Here is a 19,588-nt window from a genome sequence, read left to right on the forward strand (position 1 = left end):
TTTTTTATTACTGGCGGTAAGCTTGTTTAATTTGCTTAACAGTGCTGGAAAATACCGCTGCCTGAGCTTCATTTTCCATTTGTTCAATTTGCTTTTCCATTTTAATGATGACGCGGCCCGCATCCGCCTGGCCCATTGCCTGCAACATCAGCGTCAACAATGATTTCAGGCAAGCGACTTCCTGTGCCAGATCCTTTGCATTTTCAGCAGTGGAAAAATCAGGTGTGCTCAATTTATTTTCCTCGTTATGTAGCCGCGCCGTTGCGCGACGGTCACTGTCAAAGCGGCGGAGTATACCACAACCCGGCCAAAAGAATGCAGTGGTTGTTTTTTGATCGCTATTGTTTGGTTTGTTAGATTAAACCAGGCGCAATAAATAGCAGAACTTTCTATTACCTAAGAATATATGTTTAAACGGGGTTTAAGCGTAGTTAATTGTTGTTACATATTACTCAGATAATTCCTGCGAAAGTAAAAGCTTTTTTGGCAACTCTATGAAAAATGCGGTTTAGATTTTCTTACGCAACGCCTTGAGAACACGGAAACACTTTCCACATTTTGTACAGCTTAATTTCCAGAAACGAGAACAAAATCGAAAAGTACGGGTTATTTTACCTTTCATTATTGGATGAAAAACCGTTAATATACGTTTAATTAGCTTTCAGCAGCGTTATCCCTCTTTTCGGAGATACTCCATTGATCAACGTACTACTTGTTGATGATCATGAACTGGTGCGCGCAGGGATACGACGCATTCTTGAAGATGTCAAAGGCATAAAAGTCACGGGTGAAGTCAACTGCGGCGAAGATGCCATCAAATGGTGTCGGGCCAATTCCGTTGATGTCGTCTTGATGGACATGAGCATGCCCGGAATCGGCGGCCTTGAAGCCACGCGTAAAATTGCGCGTGCCAACGTCGACACCAAAGTCATTATGCTTACCGTTCACACGGAAAACCCTCTGCCAGCGAAAGTCATGCAAGCGGGTGCAGCCGGTTATCTGAGCAAAGGCGCCGCGCCACAGGAAGTGGTGAATGCCATTCGCTCCGTGCATTCCGGACAGCGCTACATTGCCTCTGATATCGCTCAGCAAATGGCACTCAGCCAGATTGAACCTGAAAAAACGGACTCGCCGTTTGCCAGTTTGTCTGAACGAGAATTGCAGATTATGCTGATGATCACGAAGGGTCAGAAAGTGAATGAGATTTCTGAACAACTCCATCTGAGCCCCAAAACGGTGAACAGCTATCGCTATCGAATGTTCAGTAAATTGAACATTCACGGTGATGTCGAATTGACGCACCTCGCCATTCGCCATGGTCTGTGTAATGCGGAGACGTTGTTAAGTCAGTGACTGAAGTTTTCGATTCAAAAGCCTTCCTCAAAACGGTGACCAGCAAACCCGGCGTTTATCGTATGTATGACGCCGGCGGAACCGTTATCTATGTTGGTAAAGCGAAAGATCTTAAAAAACGCCTTTCCAGCTATTTTCGCAGCAATCTTGCCTCACGAAAAACCGAAGCGCTGGTCGCGCAAATCCAACAGATTGATGTGACGGTAACGCATACCGAAACTGAGGCGCTGCTGCTGGAACATAACTACATCAAGCTTTATCAGCCCCGCTATAACGTTTTGTTGCGGGATGATAAATCTTACCCGTTTATTTTTCTCAGCGGCGATACGCATCCCCGGCTGTCGATGCACCGCGGTGCGAAACATACGAAAGGGGAGTATTTCGGCCCGTTTCCGAACGGCTATGCCGTGCGCGAGACGCTGGCGCTGTTGCAGAAGATATTCCCTGTCCGCCAGTGTGAGAATAGCGTTTATCGCAACCGCTCCCGCCCGTGCCTGCAATACCAGATTGGTCGCTGCCTGGGGCCGTGTGTCGCCGGCCTGGTCAGTGAAGAAGAGTATGCGCAGCAGGTTGAGTACGTTCGCTTGTTCCTTGCCGGCAAAGACGATCAGGTGCTGACGCAACTTATCGCCCGCATGGAGAAGGCCAGCCAGGCGCTGGAATTTGAAGAAGCCGCGCGCGTGCGCGACCAGATTCAGGCGGTACGCCGGGTTACGGAAAAACAGTTTGTCTCTAACACTGGCGACGATCTTGATGTTATCGGCGTGGCGTTTGATGCCGGCATGGCCTGTGTGCACGTATTGTTTATTCGTCAGGGGAAAGTACTTGGCAGCCGCAGTTACTTTCCCAAAGTGCCTGGTGGTACGGAGCTGGGCGAAGTGGTGGAAACGTTTGTTGGTCAGTTTTATTTGCAGGGCAGCCAGATGCGAACCCTACCTGGCGAAATCCTGCTGGATTTTAATCTCAGTGATAAAACGCTGTTGGCCGATTCACTCTCTGAACTGGCTGGTCGCCGGGTTAATGTACAGACTAAACCGCGCGGCGATCGCGCACGCTATCTGAAGCTGGCGCGTACAAATGCTGCCACGGCGCTTGGCACCAGGCTTTCGCAGCAGTCGACCGTTCACCAGCGTTTGGCCGCGCTGGCCAGCGTGTTACAACTACCAGAAGTGAAACGGATGGAATGCTTTGATATCAGCCATACGATGGGCGAACAGACCGTTGCGTCATGTGTGGTTTTTGATACCAATGGGCCATTACGCGCGGAGTACCGCCGCTATAATATCGCCGGTATTACTCCCGGCGATGACTATGCGGCAATGAATCAGGTACTGCGTCGTCGTTACGGCAAAGCGATTGAAGAGAGCAAAATTCCGGACGTGATCCTTATTGATGGCGGCAAAGGGCAACTTGGACAGGCGAAGGCGGTTTTTGCCGAGCTGGATGTTCCGTGGGATAAGCACAAGCCGTTGCTGCTGGGCGTCGCGAAAGGCGCCGATCGCAAAGCCGGGCTTGAAACGCTGTTCTTTGAGCCGGAAGGCGAGGGGTTTAGTCTGCCACCGGACTCTCCGGCGCTGCATGTTATCCAGCATATTCGCGACGAATCGCACGATCATGCGATCAGCGGTCACCGGAACAAACGCGCCAAAGTGAAGAACACCAGTTCGTTGGAAACAATCGAAGGCGTGGGGCCGAAACGTCGCCAAATGCTGCTGAAATATATGGGTGGATTACAAGGATTGCTCAATGCCAGCGTTGATGAAATCTCAAAAGTGCCGGGGATCTCGCAAGGACTGGCAGAAAAGATCTTCTACTCGTTGAAACATTAGGGGCTCTGTAGCACCATAGAGCGAAAATTTACGGACAACAGACAGTTAACGCCACTATGCGATTCAATATTCCTACGTTGCTTACCCTTTTTCGCGTCATCCTGATCCCTTTTTTCGTGCTGGCGTTTTATCTTCCTTTTTACTGGTCACCGCTCGTTTGTGCGCTTATTTTTTGTGTTGCGGCGATAACCGACTGGTTTGACGGCTATCTGGCGCGCCGCTGGAATCAGAGCACCCGCTTTGGTGCCTTCCTCGATCCGGTTGCCGATAAAGTGCTGGTCGCTATCGCGATGGTGCTGGTGGCTGAACATTATCATACCTGGTGGGTAACGCTGCCTGCGGCTACCATGATCGCCCGCGAGATCATTATTTCCGCTCTTCGTGAGTGGATGGCGGAGATGGGGAAACGCAGCCGCGTAGCGGTATCCTGGATCGGTAAAGTGAAAACCACGGCGCAAATGATGGCGCTGGTAGGGCTGCTGTGGCGTCCAAATATCTGGGTTGAATATGCTGGTATTACGTTGTTCTTCGTTGCTGCCGGGTTGACATTGTGGTCAATGCTGCAATATCTGAACGCAGCACGTGGCGATCTGCTTGAACCTTGATCGTATCGTCTTAATTTTCAGCAAACGATCCGGGTTTTGAAAAATATCGTTGACTCAGTGCGTCAGGTAAGTAGAATGCAACGCATCGGAAGGCAGCGTAGCTCGCCAGAAGATAGAAAAATCAAGTGATTAGAATAAAACTTGATAATGCGGGAATAGCTCAGTTGGTAGAGCACGACCTTGCCAAGGTCGGGGTCGCGAGTTCGAGTCTCGTTTCCCGCTCCAAATTAAAGCATCGGCTAAAACAGCGGGTGCTGGCTGAAAAGCACAGAGATTCACGGCGCGTTAGCAAAGCGGTTATGTAGCGGATTGCAAATCCGTCTAGTCCGGTTCGACTCCGGAACGCGCCTCCAATTTCTTCCCGAGCCCGGATGGTGGAATCGGTAGACACAAGGGATTTAAAATCCCTCGGCGTTCGCGCTGTGCGGGTTCAAGTCCCGCTCCGGGTACCATGGGAAAACAAGAATAAAATCAATGATAAGCAGTGTCGTGTGACCGCCTCGTAAGGCGGTTTTTTTATGCCTGTTTTTCAGCGCCCATACTATTACCGAATTCAAGCGAAGCGATTTACATCGCCTGCGAAAATATTCAAAGCGTTATTGCTTCAGGGATTCTGAAATAAAGTTTGCTGGCCGTTTCGATATCATCCACTGCACAAAAAACCGCACGAATCTTATCGCGCGGTTTTTTTTCAGGCTTATCCCACTTCAGGCAGCAGACCGGTGACGTTAAAAAACTGAATGACGATAATCGCAATGCCACAGGCGAAAATCAGGCACAGCATGGGTTTACCGCCGGGAACACGATAACTGTGTTGCGAATTATGCTTCCGGCTTTGCCAGGCCAGCATTGACGGTAACAGAAGTGCCAGTACGGAAAGGGCGACACCGGCATAGCCGAGCGCCATCACAAATCCGCGAGGATAAAATAACGCAAAGGCCAGCGGCGGCAGGAAGGTGATCATTCCGCTTTGCAGGCGTCCGGCCGCATTGTTATGCCGCTGAAAAAGATCCGCGAGATAATCAAATAATCCCAGCGACACACCGAGGAAAGAGGTCGCCAGCGCCAGATCGGCAAACAGATGGACGGCCAGTTCCACATGCGGCGAGGCCACCACTTCGCGTAATGCTTGCAGCAACCCGTTTAATCCTGCCTGGCTGGCCAGCAGCCCCATAAACGTTGACGAATCAATACTGCCAAGCGTTGCGAGCTGCCAGAAAATATAGGCCACCAGCGGAATGGCGCTACCGATGATAAATATTTTGCGCAATTTGCGGATATCGCCGCCCATATAACTGACGATGCTCGGTACGCTACCGTGAAAACCAAACGAGGTGAAGATCACAGGAATTGCCGACAGCGCCAGTCCTTTTTCCAACGGCATGGTCAGCAAATTCGCGCGATGAACGTGCGGCATTAACAGCGCCAGCATCACCACGAGGAACAGGAGTTTGGCGCTGAAAAGAAAGCGGTTAAACAGATCGACAAGCGAAGTACCAGCGCATACGACACCACCGGCAACAAGAGTGAACAGCAGCACACCGGCGACTGGCGAAAGCGCAACGTTAAACCACTGGCTGATGCTGGACGCCAGCAACTCTCCTGCGCCGCTGATGTACGCTGCGGTCAGCGCGTACATTAAGAACATCATACTGAAACCTGTTATCCACTGCCCATAGCGCCCAAGATAACGCCTCGCCAGTGAGCCCAGACCGGTATCGGCGGGAACATGCTGATAAACCTCCAGCAAGAGCAGGGCGGTGTAACACATCACCCCCCACAGCGCGATAAGTAACCCGAAAGTGGTGGCAAACCCAACGCCAGCTGCTGCCAGCGGCATTGCCAACATCCCTGCGCCGATCGTGGTACCGGCGACGATAAAAACACTCCCAAGTGTTCGATTCTTCACGCTTTCCTCTGCAATAAAACACACTACTAGCCTAAACTGCGGCGCAGATTAAGATAATTCAGTAGTTTCGTCAAACGACCGTTACATAGAGTGTAACGATATATTTACGATGTTTTTTGAGCCATCTGTACAAACAAATTCTGATGGTGAAACTTTGCCCAAGGGTTAAAGGAAGATGAGTGGAGCATCGAAAACGGCAAGTAGTTAACCGATCTCTTTTTCGATCATGAAATCGCGCTGGAAACGGAAAACGATCGCTACTTCTGTCAGGCTGTAAATAAGCAGGACTGGTGCTGGACCAGATGCATGTAAACCTGTCTTAACGCAACATCTACAGATAATGTTGTGTTTATGATGCACCTTTTGTGAGGAGGATTTATGGCATCAATACATGGTCATGAAGTACTGAATATGATGATTGCATCAGGCGAACATTACACCACAGAGAGTCTCGCTGCGGCCATTACGGCCCGCTTTGGGGAAACGGCGCGTTTTCATACTTGCTCAGCAGAGGGAATGACGGCGGCGGAATTAGTGACCTTTTTAGCGGCGCGCGGAAAATTTATTCCGGCTGAAGAGGGGTTTTCCACTCACGAAAGTAAAATCTGCAAACATTAATAAAAAAGGCGGTAAAGAGTATTATTTACCGCCTGCGTAATTAGTTCTGCGAATCCAGCGTCGCCAGTTCTTTATCGATGAAATACAAACCTTCGCCGCTTTTACCCGCCAGCGTTAATTTATCGATAACCGATTTAAACAATTTCTCTTCTTCGTGCTGTTCGGCAACATACCATTGCAGGAAATTAAAGGTTGGATAATCCTGAGAGGTCATAGCAACGTGCGCCAGTTCATTAATTTTCTGCGTGATCAGTTGTTCATGTTCGTAAGTGGCGCGAAACAGCACATCCAGCGAGGCATAATCGGCAACCGGTGATTCGATAGTATTGATGCGCGGCAGGCTGCCGGTATCCGTAAGGTAGTCAAACAGACGCTGCATGTGCGTCATCTCTTCCTGCGCGTGACGGCGCAGGAAAGCCGCGGCGCCTTCAAAGCTGTGGTAGCTGCACCATGCGCTCATCTGCTGGTAAAGCAGAGAAGAAAACAGTTCCAGATTCATTTGCTCATTTAGTTTTTCAATCATCTCTGCTTTTAACATGGCGCGGCTCCGAAAATATAAAAATAGAATAGTGGAGCGGCCACTATAATTTGTTATTTAATTATTTGCAAAAGGTTAAATGAAAAATCATCTATTCACGAAGTGAATGAGAATAACACGCATTGCAGCGGTTAATTAAATAAATGAGAATTGTTTTGATTATTAATAAATGTGCAGGCCAGCATGATTGCCGGCCCGGAAATTACCAACTGCCCGCGGTATGAGAAAAGGCCATGCCGCGGCATTGATATTGAATAGTGACTTTTGTATTCATGCAAACTGACCCGCTGATCAGGCTACACGTTTCGATCGGCTGGCCGAAAGGCACTGCCGTAGCGTAACCCATCTGCTGGCACTGCTTGTTAGCCGTTCCTTGTGCGGTGTATTGATCGTAATTCGCGGTTTGCATCATCGACTGGTTATAACTCAGACGCACCAGACCACTGGTGGTATCCACGCTGCTGACTTCCGCCTCTTTAGTGAGAGTACAGCCAGCAAGCAGCAGCAGCGAGGCGGCAACAAAAATTTTCTTCATGAAATCACTCTGATTCATTTTGGCATGTTCTCATCTTAACGTGCGGCTCAGAGGGCAATCGGCAGAATAACCCGTGGAACTGGCGCTACTAATCGCGACGGCGAAATAACGAGGGAGTGAGGCAAAACTGTGAACCTGCTTTTGATTTTTAAAACAATTTTTCATTAAATTTGAAAGTATGTTTGCCAGATAGTATGGTTTATCCAACCTTTGCTATCTGAAGCACGTTCACAGGAGATCAAAAATGAAAATTGCACTGATGATGGAAAACAGTCAGGCGGCTAAAAACGCCATCATTCTGAAAGAGCTGAAAGCCGTTGCCGATGAAAAAGATTTCCCGGTGTTTAACGTCGGCATGAGCGACGAGAATGACCATCATCTGACCTACATCCACCTGGGCATTATGGCAAGTATTCTGCTGAACGCGAAAGCGGTGGATTTTGTCGTCACCGGCTGCGGTACCGGGCAGGGCGCGCTGATGTCGCTGAACATTCATCCGGGCGTAGTGTGCGGCTACTGTATTGATCCAGCAGATGCGTTCCTCTTTGCCCAGATCAACAACGGTAATGCGTTATCGCTGCCGTTTGCGAAAGGTTTTGGCTGGGGCGCGGAACTGAACGTGCGCTTTATTTTTGAAAAAGCCTTTACCGGTCGTAAAGGCGAAGGTTATCCGCCGGAGCGTAAAGAGCCGCAGGTGCGTAATGCCGGGATCCTGAACCAGGTAAAAGCTGCAGTGGTGAAAGACAATTACCTTGATTCCCTGCGCGCTATTGACCGTGAACTGGTGAAAACGGCCGTCTCCGGCGAGCGCTTCCAGCAGTGCTTCTTTGAACACTGCCAGAACAAAGAGATTGAAGCGTTCGTTCGCGAAGTGCTGGCCTGATAAAAAACCGCCGCAGCTGGACGGGTTGCGGCGCTCTCTTTACGCTTTTTTCTTCTGCGATACGGCGCTTCCGGCATCTTTGGTCAGGCGCAACGTATCAAACAGGCCAACCAGGCAAATCAGCGCGATAAACACAAACGCCAGCCGGAAACTGATCCCTTCAACGCCAGTGATATGCAGCCACTCACTGACATGTTCACCAATACGAATACCAATCGCACCAAGCGTGATACCCAGGCCGACAGCCAGTTGCGTGGCGGTACTGAACAGCGTATTGGCATAACTCATTTGTGGCGACGGAACATCGGCAAAGGCGAGGGTGCTGACGCCGGTAAACTGTACCGAACGGAAGACGCCGCCCAGGAACAGCACCACAAAGGTGAGCCAGCCAGGCGTTGCTGAGGTAAGAAATGCGCAGGCCAGCAGCGCCAGCACATTCAGCGTGCCGTTAATCAGCAGCAATTTTTTAAAGCCCAGCCAGCGAATCAGCGGTGTCGTGGCGGGTTTGATCGTCAGGTTACCGGCAAATACTGCCAGCACCAGCAGCCCGGCGTGGAACGGATCCATACCAAAACCGACCTGAAACAGCAGCGGCAGCAGAAAAGGGACGGCGCTTATTGATGCGCGAAACAGCGAGCCGCCGTACATCGTCACGCGAAATGTCGGCACCTGCAGCGCATCCAGCCGGATCATCGGCCATTGCGCACGCCGGAAATGGCGCAAGGTAAAGGCCAGCGTTAAACCGCCCAGAACCAGCAATCCGCCGGTCAGCACGCCTTGCGGCTGCTCTGCGCCTAAATCCTCCATGGCATAAACCAGGCTGACCATCGCCACAGACGTGGCGATAAACCCCGGCAAATCGAACGGGCGCCGCTCCTCTTCACGAATATTGGGAATGATGCGCAACGCCAGCAAAATCGCCATAATTCCCAGCGGCACATTAATAAAGAAGATCCAACGCCAGTCAGCGTAATGCGTGATAAATCCGCCCAGCGGCGGGCCGATGATCGGCGCGACCAGCGCGGGCCAGGTGAGCGTGGCGATGGCGGTAATAAGCTGATGTTTTGGCGTGGTGCGCAGTACGGCGAGGCGCCCAACCGGCACCATCAATGCGCCGCCTATGCCCTGCAAAATACGCATGCTGACAAACATCTCTACGCTGGTCGACAGTCCACACAATATTGACGCAATGGTGAAGATAGCCAGCGCCAGCGAAAAGACATTGCGCGCGCCAAAGCGATCGGCGATCCAGCCGCTGGCCGGGATCAGCACAGCAAGGGTAATTAAATAAGCACTGATACCGATGTTTAGCGCAACGGCTTCGACACCAAACGTTTTTGCCATATCTGGCAGAGCGGTAGCGATTACCGTGCCGTCGATAAACTCCATAAAGAAAGCGCCGGCTACCAGTAGCGCAGCGGGAGAAAGACCTCCAGTCTTCCGCAAAAGGGTGCTTTCACTCATTGTGGGTCTGCCATCTGCAAAAATAATTGAGAATGCTAAAAAAATTTTTAGCACGCTAACCGCAGGATTTATAATTAAATTTTTAACAAAGCTACGCTGCTTTTATTTTTTGAAACGTGATTTCTATCACATGACGATTGATTTTTGTGATGGGGGTCATATTATGTACGCATTGAGACGTAACACCTGCATAACAAATCGCCGGAGCAAAAAATGAAACTGCGTAAGATTCTGAAGCACATGTTTGAAACCTACTGCAAAACTTTCAAAGACGTACCGCCAGGCGCTATGTTCTGATGATAAAAAAACCTGCTGAAGCAGGTTTTTTTATGCCCGTCGTCCGGCGGTCAGGCCTACTCATACGCATGAATTCCCGCTACTATGGCGCACTTTATTAAAGGAGCGCCTATGTCACAGAATCTCTCCGCCGACCAGGAACTGGTATCCGATATCGTTGCCTGTCAGCTCGTCATCAAACAGATCCTCGACGTTATCGACGTCATCGCGCCGGTTGAAGTGCGTGAGAAAATGTCTCACCAGCTTAAGAGCATCGATTTTACTACCCACCCGGCAGCGACCGACCCGGTTACCCGCCGTGCAATCCAGAAAGCTATCGCCTTAATTGAACTGAAATTTACCCCTCAGGGTGAAGCTCACTGAGTACTCTGCCTGGCAGGGATGTGACGCAGCGGGAATTTTGAAACGCTGTTTTGATCAACAATAACCCCACTTTAATCAACCCACCTTCAACGTAAGGAGTCGGACATGAAAAAAGTGGCGGTGTTGTTGGCGCCCGGTTTCGAAGAAGCAGAAGCGATTATCACCATTGATATCCTGCGTCGCTTAAATATTGAAGTCGAAACACTGGCCTGCGCGGAGTCCCGCGCGGTGGTCAGTTATCACGCTATTCCGATGGTTGCAGACAGCACACTGGTTGAGCGTCAGGCTACGCTGTATGACGCCATCGTCTTACCCGGCGGGCCGCAGGGCAGCGCGAATCGGGCCACCAGCCAGGCGGTGGTGCAATTTGTTGAACAGCACGACACTGCCGGCAAGTTAATTTGCCCTATCTGTTCCGCTGCTGCGCGCGTGCTGGGCGGCAACGGCTTGCTGAAGGGCCGCCGCTATGTCTGCTCCGGCGATCTGTACGAAACAGTCCATGATGGTGAGTATGTTGACGCGCCAGTGGTGGAAGATGGCAACCTGATTAGCGGCAAAGGTCTCGGGCTGGCTTTCGATTTTGCGCTGACGATTGCCGCGCGTTTGCAGGGGGACGACACTGCGGCGCGCAATCAGGCCGATCATATCTACTATAGCTGGTAATTTTTCTGCCCGGATGCGCCCTGCATCCGGGACAAGGATAAGCTGGCTGATGTTATGGATTATCCTGCTTTTACCCTTTCTATTTGTCTGACAAAATCGCCTGTTTTTATGTGCTATATCGCTGAATTTATGTACAGAATTACTGTAATTCTGCGGTGTGATGCCGCTCTCCTATGGAGAATCAATTTCCCGCTAAAACTACTTCCAGCACAGGTGTCCAGGGGTGTGCGGACTCTAATGCCTTGTTTTATTAACTTTTAAATGAACCGGTAATTCTTTTTCCCTACATAAAAGAAAGCTAAAGCTGGAGTTTACCATGCACAAATTCACTAAAGCGTTGGCGGCCATCGGTCTGGCTGCCGTTATGTCACAATCCGCTATCGCTGAAACGATGAAGCTCGGATTTCTGGTTAAACAGCCGGAAGAACCCTGGTTTCAGACTGAATGGAAGTTTGCCGACAAGGCGGGCAAAGATTTAGGTTTTGAAGTGATTAAAATCGCCGTCCCTGATGGCGAAAAAACGCTGAACGCCATTGATAGCCTGGCGGCCAGCGGCGCAAAAGGATTTGTTATTTGTACTCCGGATCCCAAACTTGGCTCGGCGATTGTCGCCAAAGCGCGGGGTTATGACATGAAAGTCATTGCGGTGGATGACCAGTTCGTCAACGCCAAAGGCGAACCGATGACCTCGGTGCCGCTGGTGATGATGGCAGCGAGCGAAATCGGCGCGCGTCAGGGTGAAGAGCTCTATAAAGAGATGCAAAAACGCGGCTGGAATGTGAAAGAGACGGGCGTCATGGCGATTACCGCGAACGAGCTGGATACCGCTCGCCGCCGCACGACCGGTTCTATGGACGCGCTGAAAAAAGCCGGTTTCCCGGAAAAACAGATCTACCAGGTGCCGACCAAATCTAACGATATCCCCGGTGCATTTGATGCCGGTAACTCCCTGCTGGTACAGCATCCGGAAGTGAAACACTGGCTGGTGCTGGGCATGAATGACAACACTGTGCTGGGTGGCGTACGTGCGACAGAAGGCCAGGGCTTTAAAGCGCCGGATGTCATCGGTATTGGTATTAACGGCGTCGATGCGGTAAGTGAGCTGTCGAAAGCGCAGGCGACCGGCTTCTTTGGTTCGCTGCTGCCAAGCCCGGACGTGCATGGCTATAAAACCAGCCAACTGCTCTACAACTGGGTTACCAAGGGGGTTGAACCACCGAAATTTACAGCAGTAACGGACGTGGTGCTGATCACCCGCGAGAACTTCAAAGAAGAGCTGGCGAAAAAAGGACTGTAATTCTCTGTTGATTGTGCTCCCCGCGTCAGGCGGGGAGCCAGACGTACAATGAACTGCTTTACGGAGACGTTATGCAACAGTCTACTCCTTATCTCTCTTTTCGCGGCATCGGCAAGACCTTCCCCGGTGTGAAAGCGCTTAGTGAGATCAGTTTTGATTGTTACGCCGGGCAAATCCACGCCCTGATGGGTGAAAACGGCGCAGGTAAATCGACACTGTTAAAAATCCTCAGCGGCAATTACGCGCCAACCACCGGTTCGCTGGTAATAAAAGGTGAGGAAGTCGCCTTTGCGGATACCACGGCAGCGCTGAATGCCGGAGTGGCGATCATCTACCAGGAGCTGCATCTGGTGCCGGAAATGACCGTCGCGGAGAATATCTATCTCGGCCAGATCCCGCACAAAAGCGGCATTGTGAACCGCTCGCTGCTGAATTACGAAGCCGGTTTGCAGCTTCAGCATCTTGGGCTGGATATCGATCCGCAAACGCCGCTGAAATATCTCTCTATTGGTCAGTGGCAAATGGTCGAAATTGCCAAGGCGCTGGCGCGCAACGCCAAAATCATCGCTTTTGATGAACCCACCAGTTCTCTCTCCGCGCGTGAGATCGACAACCTGTTCCGGGTGATCCGTGAGCTACGTAAAGAGGGACGGGTGATCCTCTATGTCTCCCACCGCATGGAAGAGATTTTTGCGCTCAGCGATGCCATTACCGTCTTTAAAGATGGCCGCTATGTGCGCACCTTTACGGACATGCAGCAGGTCAATCATGACCAACTGGTGCAGGCGATGGTTGGACGCGAGCTGGGGGATATTTATGGCTGGAAACCCCGGGAATACGGTGCAGAACGCCTGCGGCTGGAGCAGGTTAAAGCGCCAGGCGTACGAACGCCCATCTCTTTAAACGTGCGCAGCGGTGAAATTGTCGGCCTCTTCGGGCTGGTGGGTGCCGGGCGCAGTGAATTAATGAAAGGCTTATTCGGCGGGACGAAAATTACCGAAGGGCAGGTCTTTATCGACGGGGAGCAAGTCAATATCACTAAACCGGCGCATGCCATCCAGGCGGGCATGATGTTGTGCCCGGAAGATCGTAAAGCGGAAGGTATTATTCCGGTTCACTCGGTGCAGGAGAACATCAATATCAGCGCCCGGCGCAAATACATTCGCGCGGGTTGCCTGATCAATGATGGCTGGGAAAGTGAAAACGCCGAACACCACATTCGTTCGCTCAATATCAAAACGCCTGGCGCGGAACAACTGATTATGAATCTCTCCGGTGGCAACCAGCAGAAGGCGATTCTTGGTCGCTGGTTATCGGAAGAGATGAAAGTCATTTTGCTCGACGAGCCGACGCGCGGCATCGATGTCGGGGCGAAACATGAGATCTACAACGTAATTTACGCGCTGGCTTCCCGCGGTGTTGCGGTGCTGTTTGCCTCCAGTGATTTGCCGGAAGTGCTCGGCGTTGCCGATCGCATTGTGGTGATGCGTGAAGGGGAAATTGCCGGTGAACTGCTTCACGGTCAGTGTGATGAACAGCGGGCGTTGAGCCTCGCGATGCCGAAAGTTAGCCAGGCTGTCGCCTGAGTGAGGAGAAAATGATGTCATCTTTAACTACGTCCCGCGCACCGAAATCCTCGCTCAGCTTTGGGCGAATCTGGGATCAGTTCGGCATGCTGGTAGTGTTTGCCGTGCTGTTTATCGGCTGCGCGCTGTTTGTGCCGAACTTCGCCTCTTTCGTCAATATGAAAGGGCTTGGGCTGGCGATCTCAATGTCCGGCATGGTGGCCTGCGGCATGCTGTTCTGCCTTGCGTCCGGGGATTTTGACCTGTCGGTCGCGTCGGTCATTGCCTGCGCCGGGGTAACCACGGCAGTGGTGATTAATATTTCGGAGAGTTTGTGGCTCGGCGTATTTGCCGGTTTGCTGCTCGGCGTGGTCAGTGGTTTCATTAACGGCTTCGTGATTGCGCGTTTGAAGATCAATGCCTTGATCACCACGCTTGCCACGATGCAGATCGTCCGTGGGCTGGCGTATATCATTTCCGACGGTAAAGCGGTCGGCATCGAGGATGAACGTTTCTTTACCCTCGGTTACGCCAACTGGCTGGGGCTGCCCGCGCCGATTTGGTTGACGGTTGGCTGCCTGGTTATTTTTGGCTTCCTGCTCAATAGAACCACGTTTGGCCGCAATACGCTGGCAATTGGCGGTAATGAAGAAGCGGCCCGTCTGGCGGGCGTTCCGGTGGTACGCACGAAAATCATCATCTTTGTGCTCTCCGGCCTGGTCTCAGCGGCAGCGGGGATTATTCTTGCTTCGCGTATGACCAGCGGCCAGCCGATGACGTCGATTGGCTATGAGCTGATTGTTATCTCAGCCTGCGTATTGGGTGGTGTTTCGCTGAAAGGCGGAATTGGCAAAATATCGTATGTTGTTGCCGGGATCCTGATTCTGGGTACCGTCGAAAATGCCATGAACCTGCTGAACATCTCGCCGTTCTCACAGTATGTGGTACGTGGTTTGATCCTGCTGGCGGCGGTGATTTTCGACCGTTACAAACAAAAGGCCAAACGCACTGTTTAAGCCTTACCGCGCAATTTTTAGACCTAACCTTATAGTTTATCCCCCTACCTTACCAGCCGCTAATCCGGCTGGTAAGTCATGCTTAAAATGGCGAGCAGCGTCACACTGTCTATACTTACATGGCTAATGATAATGAGATGTTATTGAAGAACGGCTCTCATCAAAGACTGTAAGGAGGAAACCAGGGTGGAAGACGCATTATCTGTACCGCCTCTCTTTTCCGGGAATTTTGCCTTTTTTTTCGATTTGGATGGCACCCTCGCTGACATTAAACCACACCCGGATGATGTCTCTGTTCCGGACGCTGTGCTGGCCAGACTTTCATTGCTTGCTGAGATGAACAACGGGGCACTGGCATTGATTTCAGGGCGCTCAATCGCTGAGCTCGAGCAACTCGCCAAACCCTGGCGTTTTCCGCTGGCTGGCGTGCACGGGGCAGAACGCCGCGACATCAAGGGTCATACCGAACGGGTAACATTACCGGAAAATATCGTACAACCACTGGAGCGTTCGCTCCGGCACGAAGTGGCATCGCTTAACGGCGTGGAGCTGGAAGCGAAAGGCATGGCATTTGCTTTGCACTACCGTCAGGCGCCGCAGCATGAAGACGCGGTTTTTGCACTGGCAAAGCAAATGGTCGCGCGCTACCCGCAACTGGCGATGCAACCAGGGAAATGCGTGGTGGAGCTTAAACCGTCCGGCATTCATAAGGGAGCGGCTATTGCGGCATTTTTAGAGACACCGCCTTTTGCTGGCCGCATACCGGTTTTTGTCGGCGATGATTTGACGGACGAGCATGGGTTTAAAACCGTGAACGCGCTGGGGGGCGAATCAATCAAAGTTGGTGCTGGCGAGACGCAGGCAAAATGGCGTCTGGACAGCGTAAATGAAGTTTATCGGTGGCTTGAACGTATCACTGACCATCAACAAGAAAAACAACAGGCGCTAACAAACAGGAGAGATGGCTATGAGTCGCTTAGTCGTAGTATCTAATCGTATTGCTCCGCCTGACAACAAAAAGGCCAGCGCTGGCGGGCTGGCTGTAGGGATTCTGGGAGCATTAAAAGCCACCGGCGGGCTGTGGTTTGGCTGGAGCGGTGAGCTGGGAGATGAGGAACAGCCGCTAAAAAAGGTGACAAAAGGGAATATCACATGGGCATCGTTTACCCTTAGTGAAGAACATTACGAACAGTATTATTCGCAATTCTCCAACGCCGTTTTATGGCCAGCATTTCACTATCGACTCGATCTGGTGAATTACCAGCGGGAAGCCTGGGAGGGTTACCAGCAGGTCAATGCGCTGCTGGCGGATAAACTGCTGCCGTTACTGAAAGACGATGACATTCTGTGGATCCACGATTATCACCTGCTACCGTTTGCCAGCGAACTGCGCAAGCGCGGTGTGAATAATCAGATTGGTTTCTTCCTGCATATCCCTTTCCCGACGCCGGAAATCTTTAACGCCTTGCCGCCGCATGCGGAGCTGCTGGAAGCGCTCTGTGATTATGACCTGCTCGGTTTTCAGACCGAAAGCGACAGACTGGCGTTCCTGGATAGTCTGTCAATGCAGACTCGTCTGACCACTCGCAGCGGTAAAGAACACGTCGCGTGGGGGAAAAATTTCCGCACTGAAGTTTACCCGATAGGGATTGAACCGGACGAGATAGCCAAACAGGCTGCCGGGCCGCTGCCGCCTAAACTGGCGCAGCTGAAAAATGAACTTAAGAACGTTAAGAACATTTTCTCTGTGGAGCGGCTTGACTACTCCAAAGGCTTGCCAGAGCGCTTCCTTGCCTATGAAACGCTGCTGGAGAAATACCCCCAGCATCACGGAAAAATCCGCTATACGCAGATTGCACCAACCTCCCGTGGCGAAGTGCAGGCTTACCAGGATATTCGGCACCAACTGGAAACCGAAGCCGGGCGAATCAACGGTAAATATGGTCAGCTTGGCTGGACGCCGCTTTACTATTTGAACCAGCACTTTGACCGTAAGGTATTGATGAAAGTCTTCCGTTACGCCGAAGTAGGCTTAGTGACGCCGCTGCGTGACGGCATGAATCTCGTCGCGAAAGAGTATGTCGCCGCGCAGGATCCGGCCGATCCGGGGGTGTTGATCCTGTCGCAATTTGCCGGGGCGGCGAATGAGCTGACATCGGCGCTGCTTGTGAATCCTTACGACCGGGATGATGTCGCTGCGGCGATGGACAGAGCGCTAAGAATGCCGCTGGCAGAGCGTATATCGCGCCATGCGGAAATGCTTGAAATCATAAAGGAAAATGATATCAACCACTGGCAGCAGAGGTTCCTTCGTGATTTAAAGCGCATCACGCCACGTAGCGCACAAAGCCAGCTACAGCATAAAGTGGCGACCTTTCCAAAGCTGGCTTAACGTCAGCGGCGCTCCTGCGACAGCAGGAGCGCTTCACGTTCCTAATGGCACCAATAAAACATCCACTTCACTGGAATGCACAATGCTCTTTGCCGCACACGCTGCGCGGGCGAGGAACGTTTGATTGTGATTGCCGCAGACCACCAGATCGATGCCCTGCGTACGGCAGATATGCAAAATATGTTCGCTTAATGTGCCCGAGGCGATGAGCGCCTGTTCGATAGGGTAACCTGCCTCGCTAATGAGCTGGTCCAGAAATTGCTGCGTCTCTTCCTGCAACACTTCACGGACATTCTCCATCATCGGAGCGGCTAGCTGGTTATAGAGTTCGGGATCGGAAGCTAAGGTAATAAGGGAGATGCGGGCATTGAAAGGGCGAGCAATATCAATGGCTTTCGCCAGTAAACGCTGACTTTCGGGCGTCACTGCAACGGCGACCAGAAGATGAGCATATTGCATTTCTCACTCTCCACGACAAATCAAATTTTTTTCACCATTACTCTGTTTCAGCACGCAGTGCAACCCAGAATTATTGCGGGGATGTGAAGGTTATCATAAATATTCATTAATTATTCTTATGCTAAGACTTTAATGCATATTCCTGCATTTAACCGATTTTAAAATCTTATCTAAAATTTAAAGAATTTAAGATCAAATTGTTAAACTATCAATCATAATAACTAACAATTTTGAAATGATTGCCTGGAGTAATTAATTAGCACGCCTGAAAGCTTAATTTGTTGTTTTATATACTTTTTTAATTTTATGTCTGCAATAGAAACGTTTCGTTAACGAGGAATGTTGCAAAACGCTACTCCTCAGACCAGTTGCCGGATTGCAGCCCTGGTTTTGCATGAGTATTCGGACAAATGGAATAAAAAAAGCGGCTGACAGAACAAAAAAGCATCAAATCACAAGCGGGACTGATAGATTTATTACCCATAATCCGTTAAATTTTGTGACGCAGATCACAAAAATTTCAAATTTTTGTTCGGGTCAGATTGTATGTGTCAGCACCTACGAGTACAGTTGCGTCGAATTAGGAAAAATCTTAGTTCTTTGTAAGAAATGATTAAGCACGTATCAAGGCCATTACATTTGAGCGAAGTGCCGCGAGTGCGAGATTCTAAGTCAGTTATGCATTTAGCCTTTCTTTCTTTATACCGGTTTTTTCCGGCGACATCACGGGGTGCGGCTCAGCCGCATAAGATACAAGTTGGTTATTCGGGATGGGAAAAATGCATACATCCGAGTTGCTGAAACATGTATATGACATTAACTTGTCGTATTTGCTTCTTGCTCAGCGTTTAATTAGCCAGGACAAAGCGTCCGCAATGTTCCGTCTTGGTATTAACGAAGAGATGGCTAACACATTGGGTGAATTAACTCTTCCACAAATGGTAAAACTGGCTGAAACCAATCAGCTTATCTGCCAGTTCCGTTTTGACAGCCACCAGACAATTACTCGTCTGACCCAGGAATCACGCGTGGATGACTTACAGCAAGTCCACACCGGGATTTTACTTTCAACCCGCCTGCTGAATGAGTCTTCACAGACCGGCGATGCGGCAAGGAAGAAAAGGGCTTAATCATGAGCGAGAAAAGCATTGTTCAGGAAGCCCGCGATATTCAGTTAGCAATGGAGCTGATTTCGCTGGGTGCGCGTTTACAGATGCTGGAGAGTGAGACACAGCTTAGCCGTGGTCGTCTTATTAAACTCTACAAAGAGTTACGTGGTAGCCCGCCGCCGAAAGGCATGCTGCCATTCTCCACTGACTGGTTTATGACCTGGGAGCAGAATATTCATGCATCCATGTTCTGTAACGCCTGGCAGTTTTTATTAAAAACAGGCCTGTGCAGCGGCGTTGATGCAGTCATCAAAGCGTACAAACTCTATCTGGAACAATGCCCTCATAACGATGATGGGCCGCTACTGGCGCTGACTCGCGCCTGGACACTGGTTCGTTTCGTGGAAAGCGGAATGCTGGAGTTGTCTCGCTGTAATTGCTGTGGCGGTAATTTTATTACGCACGCACATCAGCCTGTTGGTAGCTTTGCCTGTAGTTTATGCCAGCCGCCGTCTCGCGCGGTAAAAAGACGTAAACTTTCCCGGGATGCTGCCGATATTATTCCACAACTGCTGGATGAACAGATCGAACAGGCTGTTTGACCGAATCAGGTGGAAAACACTCCAGCAGCGGTGCAGTAATGCCGCTGCTTTTTTTTGCCTGAAATTCGGTTTAACCCTTTGCAATGTTTAT

The 19,588-nt window shown here is 50.8% G+C and carries 22 protein-coding genes and 3 tRNA genes; 18 read left to right on the plus strand and 7 right to left on the minus strand.

Annotated elements, in window-relative coordinates:
- Positions 1–7: 7 nt before the first annotated feature.
- Both AWR26_RS10165 and AWR26_RS25950 read right to left on the minus strand, forming a co-directional pair.
- The gene (locus tag AWR26_RS10165; RefSeq protein ID WP_007371530.1) at positions 8–232 is read right to left on the minus strand and encodes a DUF2594 family protein; all 225 of its coding nucleotides are present in this window, start codon (positions 230–232) and stop codon (positions 8–10) included.
- Positions 229–300: a hypothetical protein gene (locus tag AWR26_RS25950; protein ID WP_418268669.1), complete on the minus strand. Its 72-nt coding sequence runs from the start codon at positions 298–300 to the stop codon at positions 229–231. Before AWR26_RS25950 ends, AWR26_RS10165 begins: the two co-directional genes overlap by 4 nt.
- A gap of 396 nt (positions 301–696) precedes the next feature.
- Here AWR26_RS25950 and uvrY point away from each other — a divergent pair, with 396 nt between their 5' ends.
- The 6 genes from uvrY (at position 697) to AWR26_RS10195 (ending at position 4,239) form a co-directional block, all read left to right on the plus strand.
- Positions 697–1,353, plus strand: a complete 657-nt coding sequence (uvrY, locus tag AWR26_RS10170) for a UvrY/SirA/GacA family response regulator transcription factor (RefSeq protein ID WP_007371531.1) — start codon at positions 697–699, stop codon at positions 1,351–1,353.
- The gene (gene uvrC / locus AWR26_RS10175; RefSeq protein ID WP_064565566.1) at positions 1,350–3,182 is read left to right on the plus strand and encodes an excinuclease ABC subunit UvrC; all 1,833 of its coding nucleotides are present in this window, start codon (positions 1,350–1,352) and stop codon (positions 3,180–3,182) included. The genes uvrY and uvrC overlap by 4 nt, the downstream gene beginning before the upstream one ends.
- A gap of 56 nt (positions 3,183–3,238) precedes the next feature.
- On the plus strand, positions 3,239–3,787 hold the full coding sequence (gene pgsA / locus AWR26_RS10180; RefSeq protein ID WP_064565569.1) for a CDP-diacylglycerol--glycerol-3-phosphate 3-phosphatidyltransferase: 549 nt from the start codon (positions 3,239–3,241) through the stop codon (positions 3,785–3,787).
- A gap of 149 nt (positions 3,788–3,936) precedes the next feature.
- Positions 3,937–4,012, plus strand: a tRNA-Gly gene (locus AWR26_RS10185).
- A gap of 54 nt (positions 4,013–4,066) precedes the next feature.
- A tRNA-Cys gene (locus AWR26_RS10190) sits at positions 4,067–4,140 on the plus strand.
- A gap of 12 nt (positions 4,141–4,152) precedes the next feature.
- Positions 4,153–4,239: transfer RNA gene (locus AWR26_RS10195), tRNA-Leu, on the plus strand.
- A 245-nt stretch (positions 4,240–4,484) separates the two neighbouring features.
- Here AWR26_RS10195 and tyrP read toward each other — a convergent pair.
- Positions 4,485–5,696, minus strand: coding sequence for a tyrosine transporter TyrP (gene tyrP, locus AWR26_RS10200; RefSeq protein ID WP_064565572.1), 1,212 nt, complete (start codon positions 5,694–5,696; stop codon positions 4,485–4,487).
- A 378-nt stretch (positions 5,697–6,074) separates the two neighbouring features.
- Here tyrP and AWR26_RS10205 point away from each other — a divergent pair, with 378 nt between their 5' ends.
- Positions 6,075–6,314 (plus strand): YecH family metal-binding protein, encoded by a 240-nt coding sequence (locus AWR26_RS10205; protein ID WP_064565574.1) that lies wholly within the window; start codon positions 6,075–6,077, stop codon positions 6,312–6,314.
- A gap of 40 nt (positions 6,315–6,354) precedes the next feature.
- Here the strand turns inward: AWR26_RS10205 and ftnA are convergent, their stop codons facing one another.
- Both ftnA and yecR read right to left on the minus strand, forming a co-directional pair.
- On the minus strand, positions 6,355–6,852 hold the full coding sequence (gene ftnA, locus AWR26_RS10210; RefSeq protein WP_064565576.1) for a non-heme ferritin: 498 nt from the start codon (positions 6,850–6,852) through the stop codon (positions 6,355–6,357).
- Positions 6,853–7,054: 202 nt separating this feature from the next.
- The gene (gene yecR, locus AWR26_RS10215) at positions 7,055–7,387 is read right to left on the minus strand and encodes a YecR family lipoprotein (RefSeq protein ID WP_064568991.1); all 333 of its coding nucleotides are present in this window, start codon (positions 7,385–7,387) and stop codon (positions 7,055–7,057) included.
- Between the two features lie 244 nt (positions 7,388–7,631).
- Between yecR and AWR26_RS10220 the strand changes: the two genes are divergently transcribed.
- On the plus strand, positions 7,632–8,270 hold the full coding sequence (locus AWR26_RS10220; RefSeq protein ID WP_035887538.1) for an RpiB/LacA/LacB family sugar-phosphate isomerase: 639 nt from the start codon (positions 7,632–7,634) through the stop codon (positions 8,268–8,270).
- Positions 8,271–8,309: 39 nt separating this feature from the next.
- On the opposite strand, the gene AWR26_RS10225 is transcribed toward AWR26_RS10220, so the two are convergent.
- Positions 8,310–9,734, minus strand: a complete 1,425-nt coding sequence (locus tag AWR26_RS10225) for an MFS transporter (protein WP_064565578.1) — start codon at positions 9,732–9,734, stop codon at positions 8,310–8,312.
- A 213-nt stretch (positions 9,735–9,947) separates the two neighbouring features.
- Between AWR26_RS10225 and azuC the strand changes: the two genes are divergently transcribed.
- From azuC to otsA, 8 genes are all read left to right on the plus strand, one after another.
- Entirely contained in the window at positions 9,948–10,031 is an 84-nt protein-coding gene (azuC, locus tag AWR26_RS10230) for a stress response protein AzuC (protein ID WP_017458329.1), read from the plus strand.
- Between the two features lie 111 nt (positions 10,032–10,142).
- Entirely contained in the window at positions 10,143–10,394 is a 252-nt protein-coding gene (locus AWR26_RS10235; RefSeq protein WP_043953179.1) for a DUF2766 family protein, read from the plus strand.
- A 105-nt stretch (positions 10,395–10,499) separates the two neighbouring features.
- Positions 10,500–11,057: a DJ-1 family glyoxalase III gene (locus AWR26_RS10240; RefSeq protein WP_064565580.1), complete on the plus strand. Its 558-nt coding sequence runs from the start codon at positions 10,500–10,502 to the stop codon at positions 11,055–11,057.
- Positions 11,058–11,373: 316 nt separating this feature from the next.
- Positions 11,374–12,354, plus strand: a complete 981-nt coding sequence (locus AWR26_RS10245; RefSeq protein WP_007371542.1) for an arabinose ABC transporter substrate-binding protein — start codon at positions 11,374–11,376, stop codon at positions 12,352–12,354.
- A gap of 71 nt (positions 12,355–12,425) precedes the next feature.
- Positions 12,426–13,940 carry an L-arabinose ABC transporter ATP-binding protein AraG gene (gene araG, locus AWR26_RS10250; RefSeq protein WP_043953181.1) on the plus strand — a complete coding sequence of 505 codons (1,515 nt, stop codon included), beginning with the start codon at positions 12,426–12,428 and terminating at the stop codon, positions 13,938–13,940.
- A 14-nt stretch (positions 13,941–13,954) separates the two neighbouring features.
- Positions 13,955–14,935, plus strand: a complete 981-nt coding sequence (gene araH / locus AWR26_RS10255; protein ID WP_064565583.1) for an L-arabinose ABC transporter permease AraH — start codon at positions 13,955–13,957, stop codon at positions 14,933–14,935.
- 186 nt (positions 14,936–15,121) lie between these two features.
- A complete protein-coding gene (gene otsB / locus AWR26_RS10260; protein ID WP_064565585.1) occupies positions 15,122–15,928 on the plus strand; it encodes a trehalose-phosphatase in 807 nt (268 codons plus the stop codon).
- A complete protein-coding gene (gene otsA / locus AWR26_RS10265) occupies positions 15,903–17,327 on the plus strand; it encodes an alpha,alpha-trehalose-phosphate synthase (protein ID WP_064565587.1) in 1,425 nt (474 codons plus the stop codon). The genes otsB and otsA overlap by 26 nt, the downstream gene beginning before the upstream one ends.
- 33 nt (positions 17,328–17,360) lie before the next feature.
- On the opposite strand, the gene uspC is transcribed toward otsA, so the two are convergent.
- Positions 17,361–17,786 carry a universal stress protein UspC gene (gene uspC / locus AWR26_RS10270; protein ID WP_043953185.1) on the minus strand — a complete coding sequence of 142 codons (426 nt, stop codon included), beginning with the start codon at positions 17,784–17,786 and terminating at the stop codon, positions 17,361–17,363.
- Positions 17,787–18,565: 779 nt separating this feature from the next.
- On the opposite strand from uspC, the gene flhD reads away from it, so the two are divergent.
- Both flhD and flhC read left to right on the plus strand, forming a co-directional pair.
- Entirely contained in the window at positions 18,566–18,916 is a 351-nt protein-coding gene (gene flhD / locus AWR26_RS10275; RefSeq protein WP_043953186.1) for a flagellar transcriptional regulator FlhD, read from the plus strand.
- 2 nt (positions 18,917–18,918) lie between these two features.
- Positions 18,919–19,497 carry a flagellar transcriptional regulator FlhC gene (gene flhC, locus AWR26_RS10280; RefSeq protein WP_043953187.1) on the plus strand — a complete coding sequence of 193 codons (579 nt, stop codon included), beginning with the start codon at positions 18,919–18,921 and terminating at the stop codon, positions 19,495–19,497.
- Positions 19,498–19,588: the final 91 nt, after the last annotated feature.

The organism is Kosakonia oryzae (assembly GCF_001658025.2).
Lineage (GTDB): Bacteria > Pseudomonadota > Gammaproteobacteria > Enterobacterales > Enterobacteriaceae > Kosakonia > Kosakonia oryzae.

Excerpts from the sequence above, each read along its gene's own strand:
- AWR26_RS10205 (WP_064565574.1), top strand. The coding sequence starts at position 6,075 with ATGGCATCAATACATGGTCATGAAGTACTGAATATGATGATTGCATCA.
- azuC (WP_017458329.1), top strand. The coding sequence starts at position 9,948 with ATGAAACTGCGTAAGATTCTGAAGCACATGTTTGAAACCTACTGCAAA.
- ftnA (WP_064565576.1), bottom strand. The coding sequence starts at position 6,852 with ATGTTAAAAGCAGAGATGATTGAAAAACTAAATGAGCAAATGAATCTG.
- araG (WP_043953181.1), top strand. The coding sequence starts at position 12,426 with ATGCAACAGTCTACTCCTTATCTCTCTTTTCGCGGCATCGGCAAGACC.
- AWR26_RS10225 (WP_064565578.1), bottom strand. The coding sequence starts at position 9,734 with ATGAGTGAAAGCACCCTTTTGCGGAAGACTGGAGGTCTTTCTCCCGCT.
- AWR26_RS10240 (WP_064565580.1), top strand. The coding sequence starts at position 10,500 with ATGAAAAAAGTGGCGGTGTTGTTGGCGCCCGGTTTCGAAGAAGCAGAA.
- AWR26_RS10235 (WP_043953179.1), top strand. The coding sequence starts at position 10,143 with ATGTCACAGAATCTCTCCGCCGACCAGGAACTGGTATCCGATATCGTT.
- AWR26_RS10245 (WP_007371542.1), top strand. The coding sequence starts at position 11,374 with ATGCACAAATTCACTAAAGCGTTGGCGGCCATCGGTCTGGCTGCCGTT.
- AWR26_RS10220 (WP_035887538.1), top strand. The coding sequence starts at position 7,632 with ATGAAAATTGCACTGATGATGGAAAACAGTCAGGCGGCTAAAAACGCC.
- yecR (WP_064568991.1), bottom strand. The coding sequence starts at position 7,387 with ATGAAGAAAATTTTTGTTGCCGCCTCGCTGCTGCTGCTTGCTGGCTGT.
- uspC (WP_043953185.1), bottom strand. The coding sequence starts at position 17,786 with ATGCAATATGCTCATCTTCTGGTCGCCGTTGCAGTGACGCCCGAAAGT.
- pgsA (WP_064565569.1), top strand. The coding sequence starts at position 3,239 with ATGCGATTCAATATTCCTACGTTGCTTACCCTTTTTCGCGTCATCCTG.
- flhC (WP_043953187.1), top strand. The coding sequence starts at position 18,919 with ATGAGCGAGAAAAGCATTGTTCAGGAAGCCCGCGATATTCAGTTAGCA.
- flhD (WP_043953186.1), top strand. The coding sequence starts at position 18,566 with ATGCATACATCCGAGTTGCTGAAACATGTATATGACATTAACTTGTCG.
- araH (WP_064565583.1), top strand. The coding sequence starts at position 13,955 with ATGTCATCTTTAACTACGTCCCGCGCACCGAAATCCTCGCTCAGCTTT.
- otsA (WP_064565587.1), top strand. The coding sequence starts at position 15,903 with ATGAGTCGCTTAGTCGTAGTATCTAATCGTATTGCTCCGCCTGACAAC.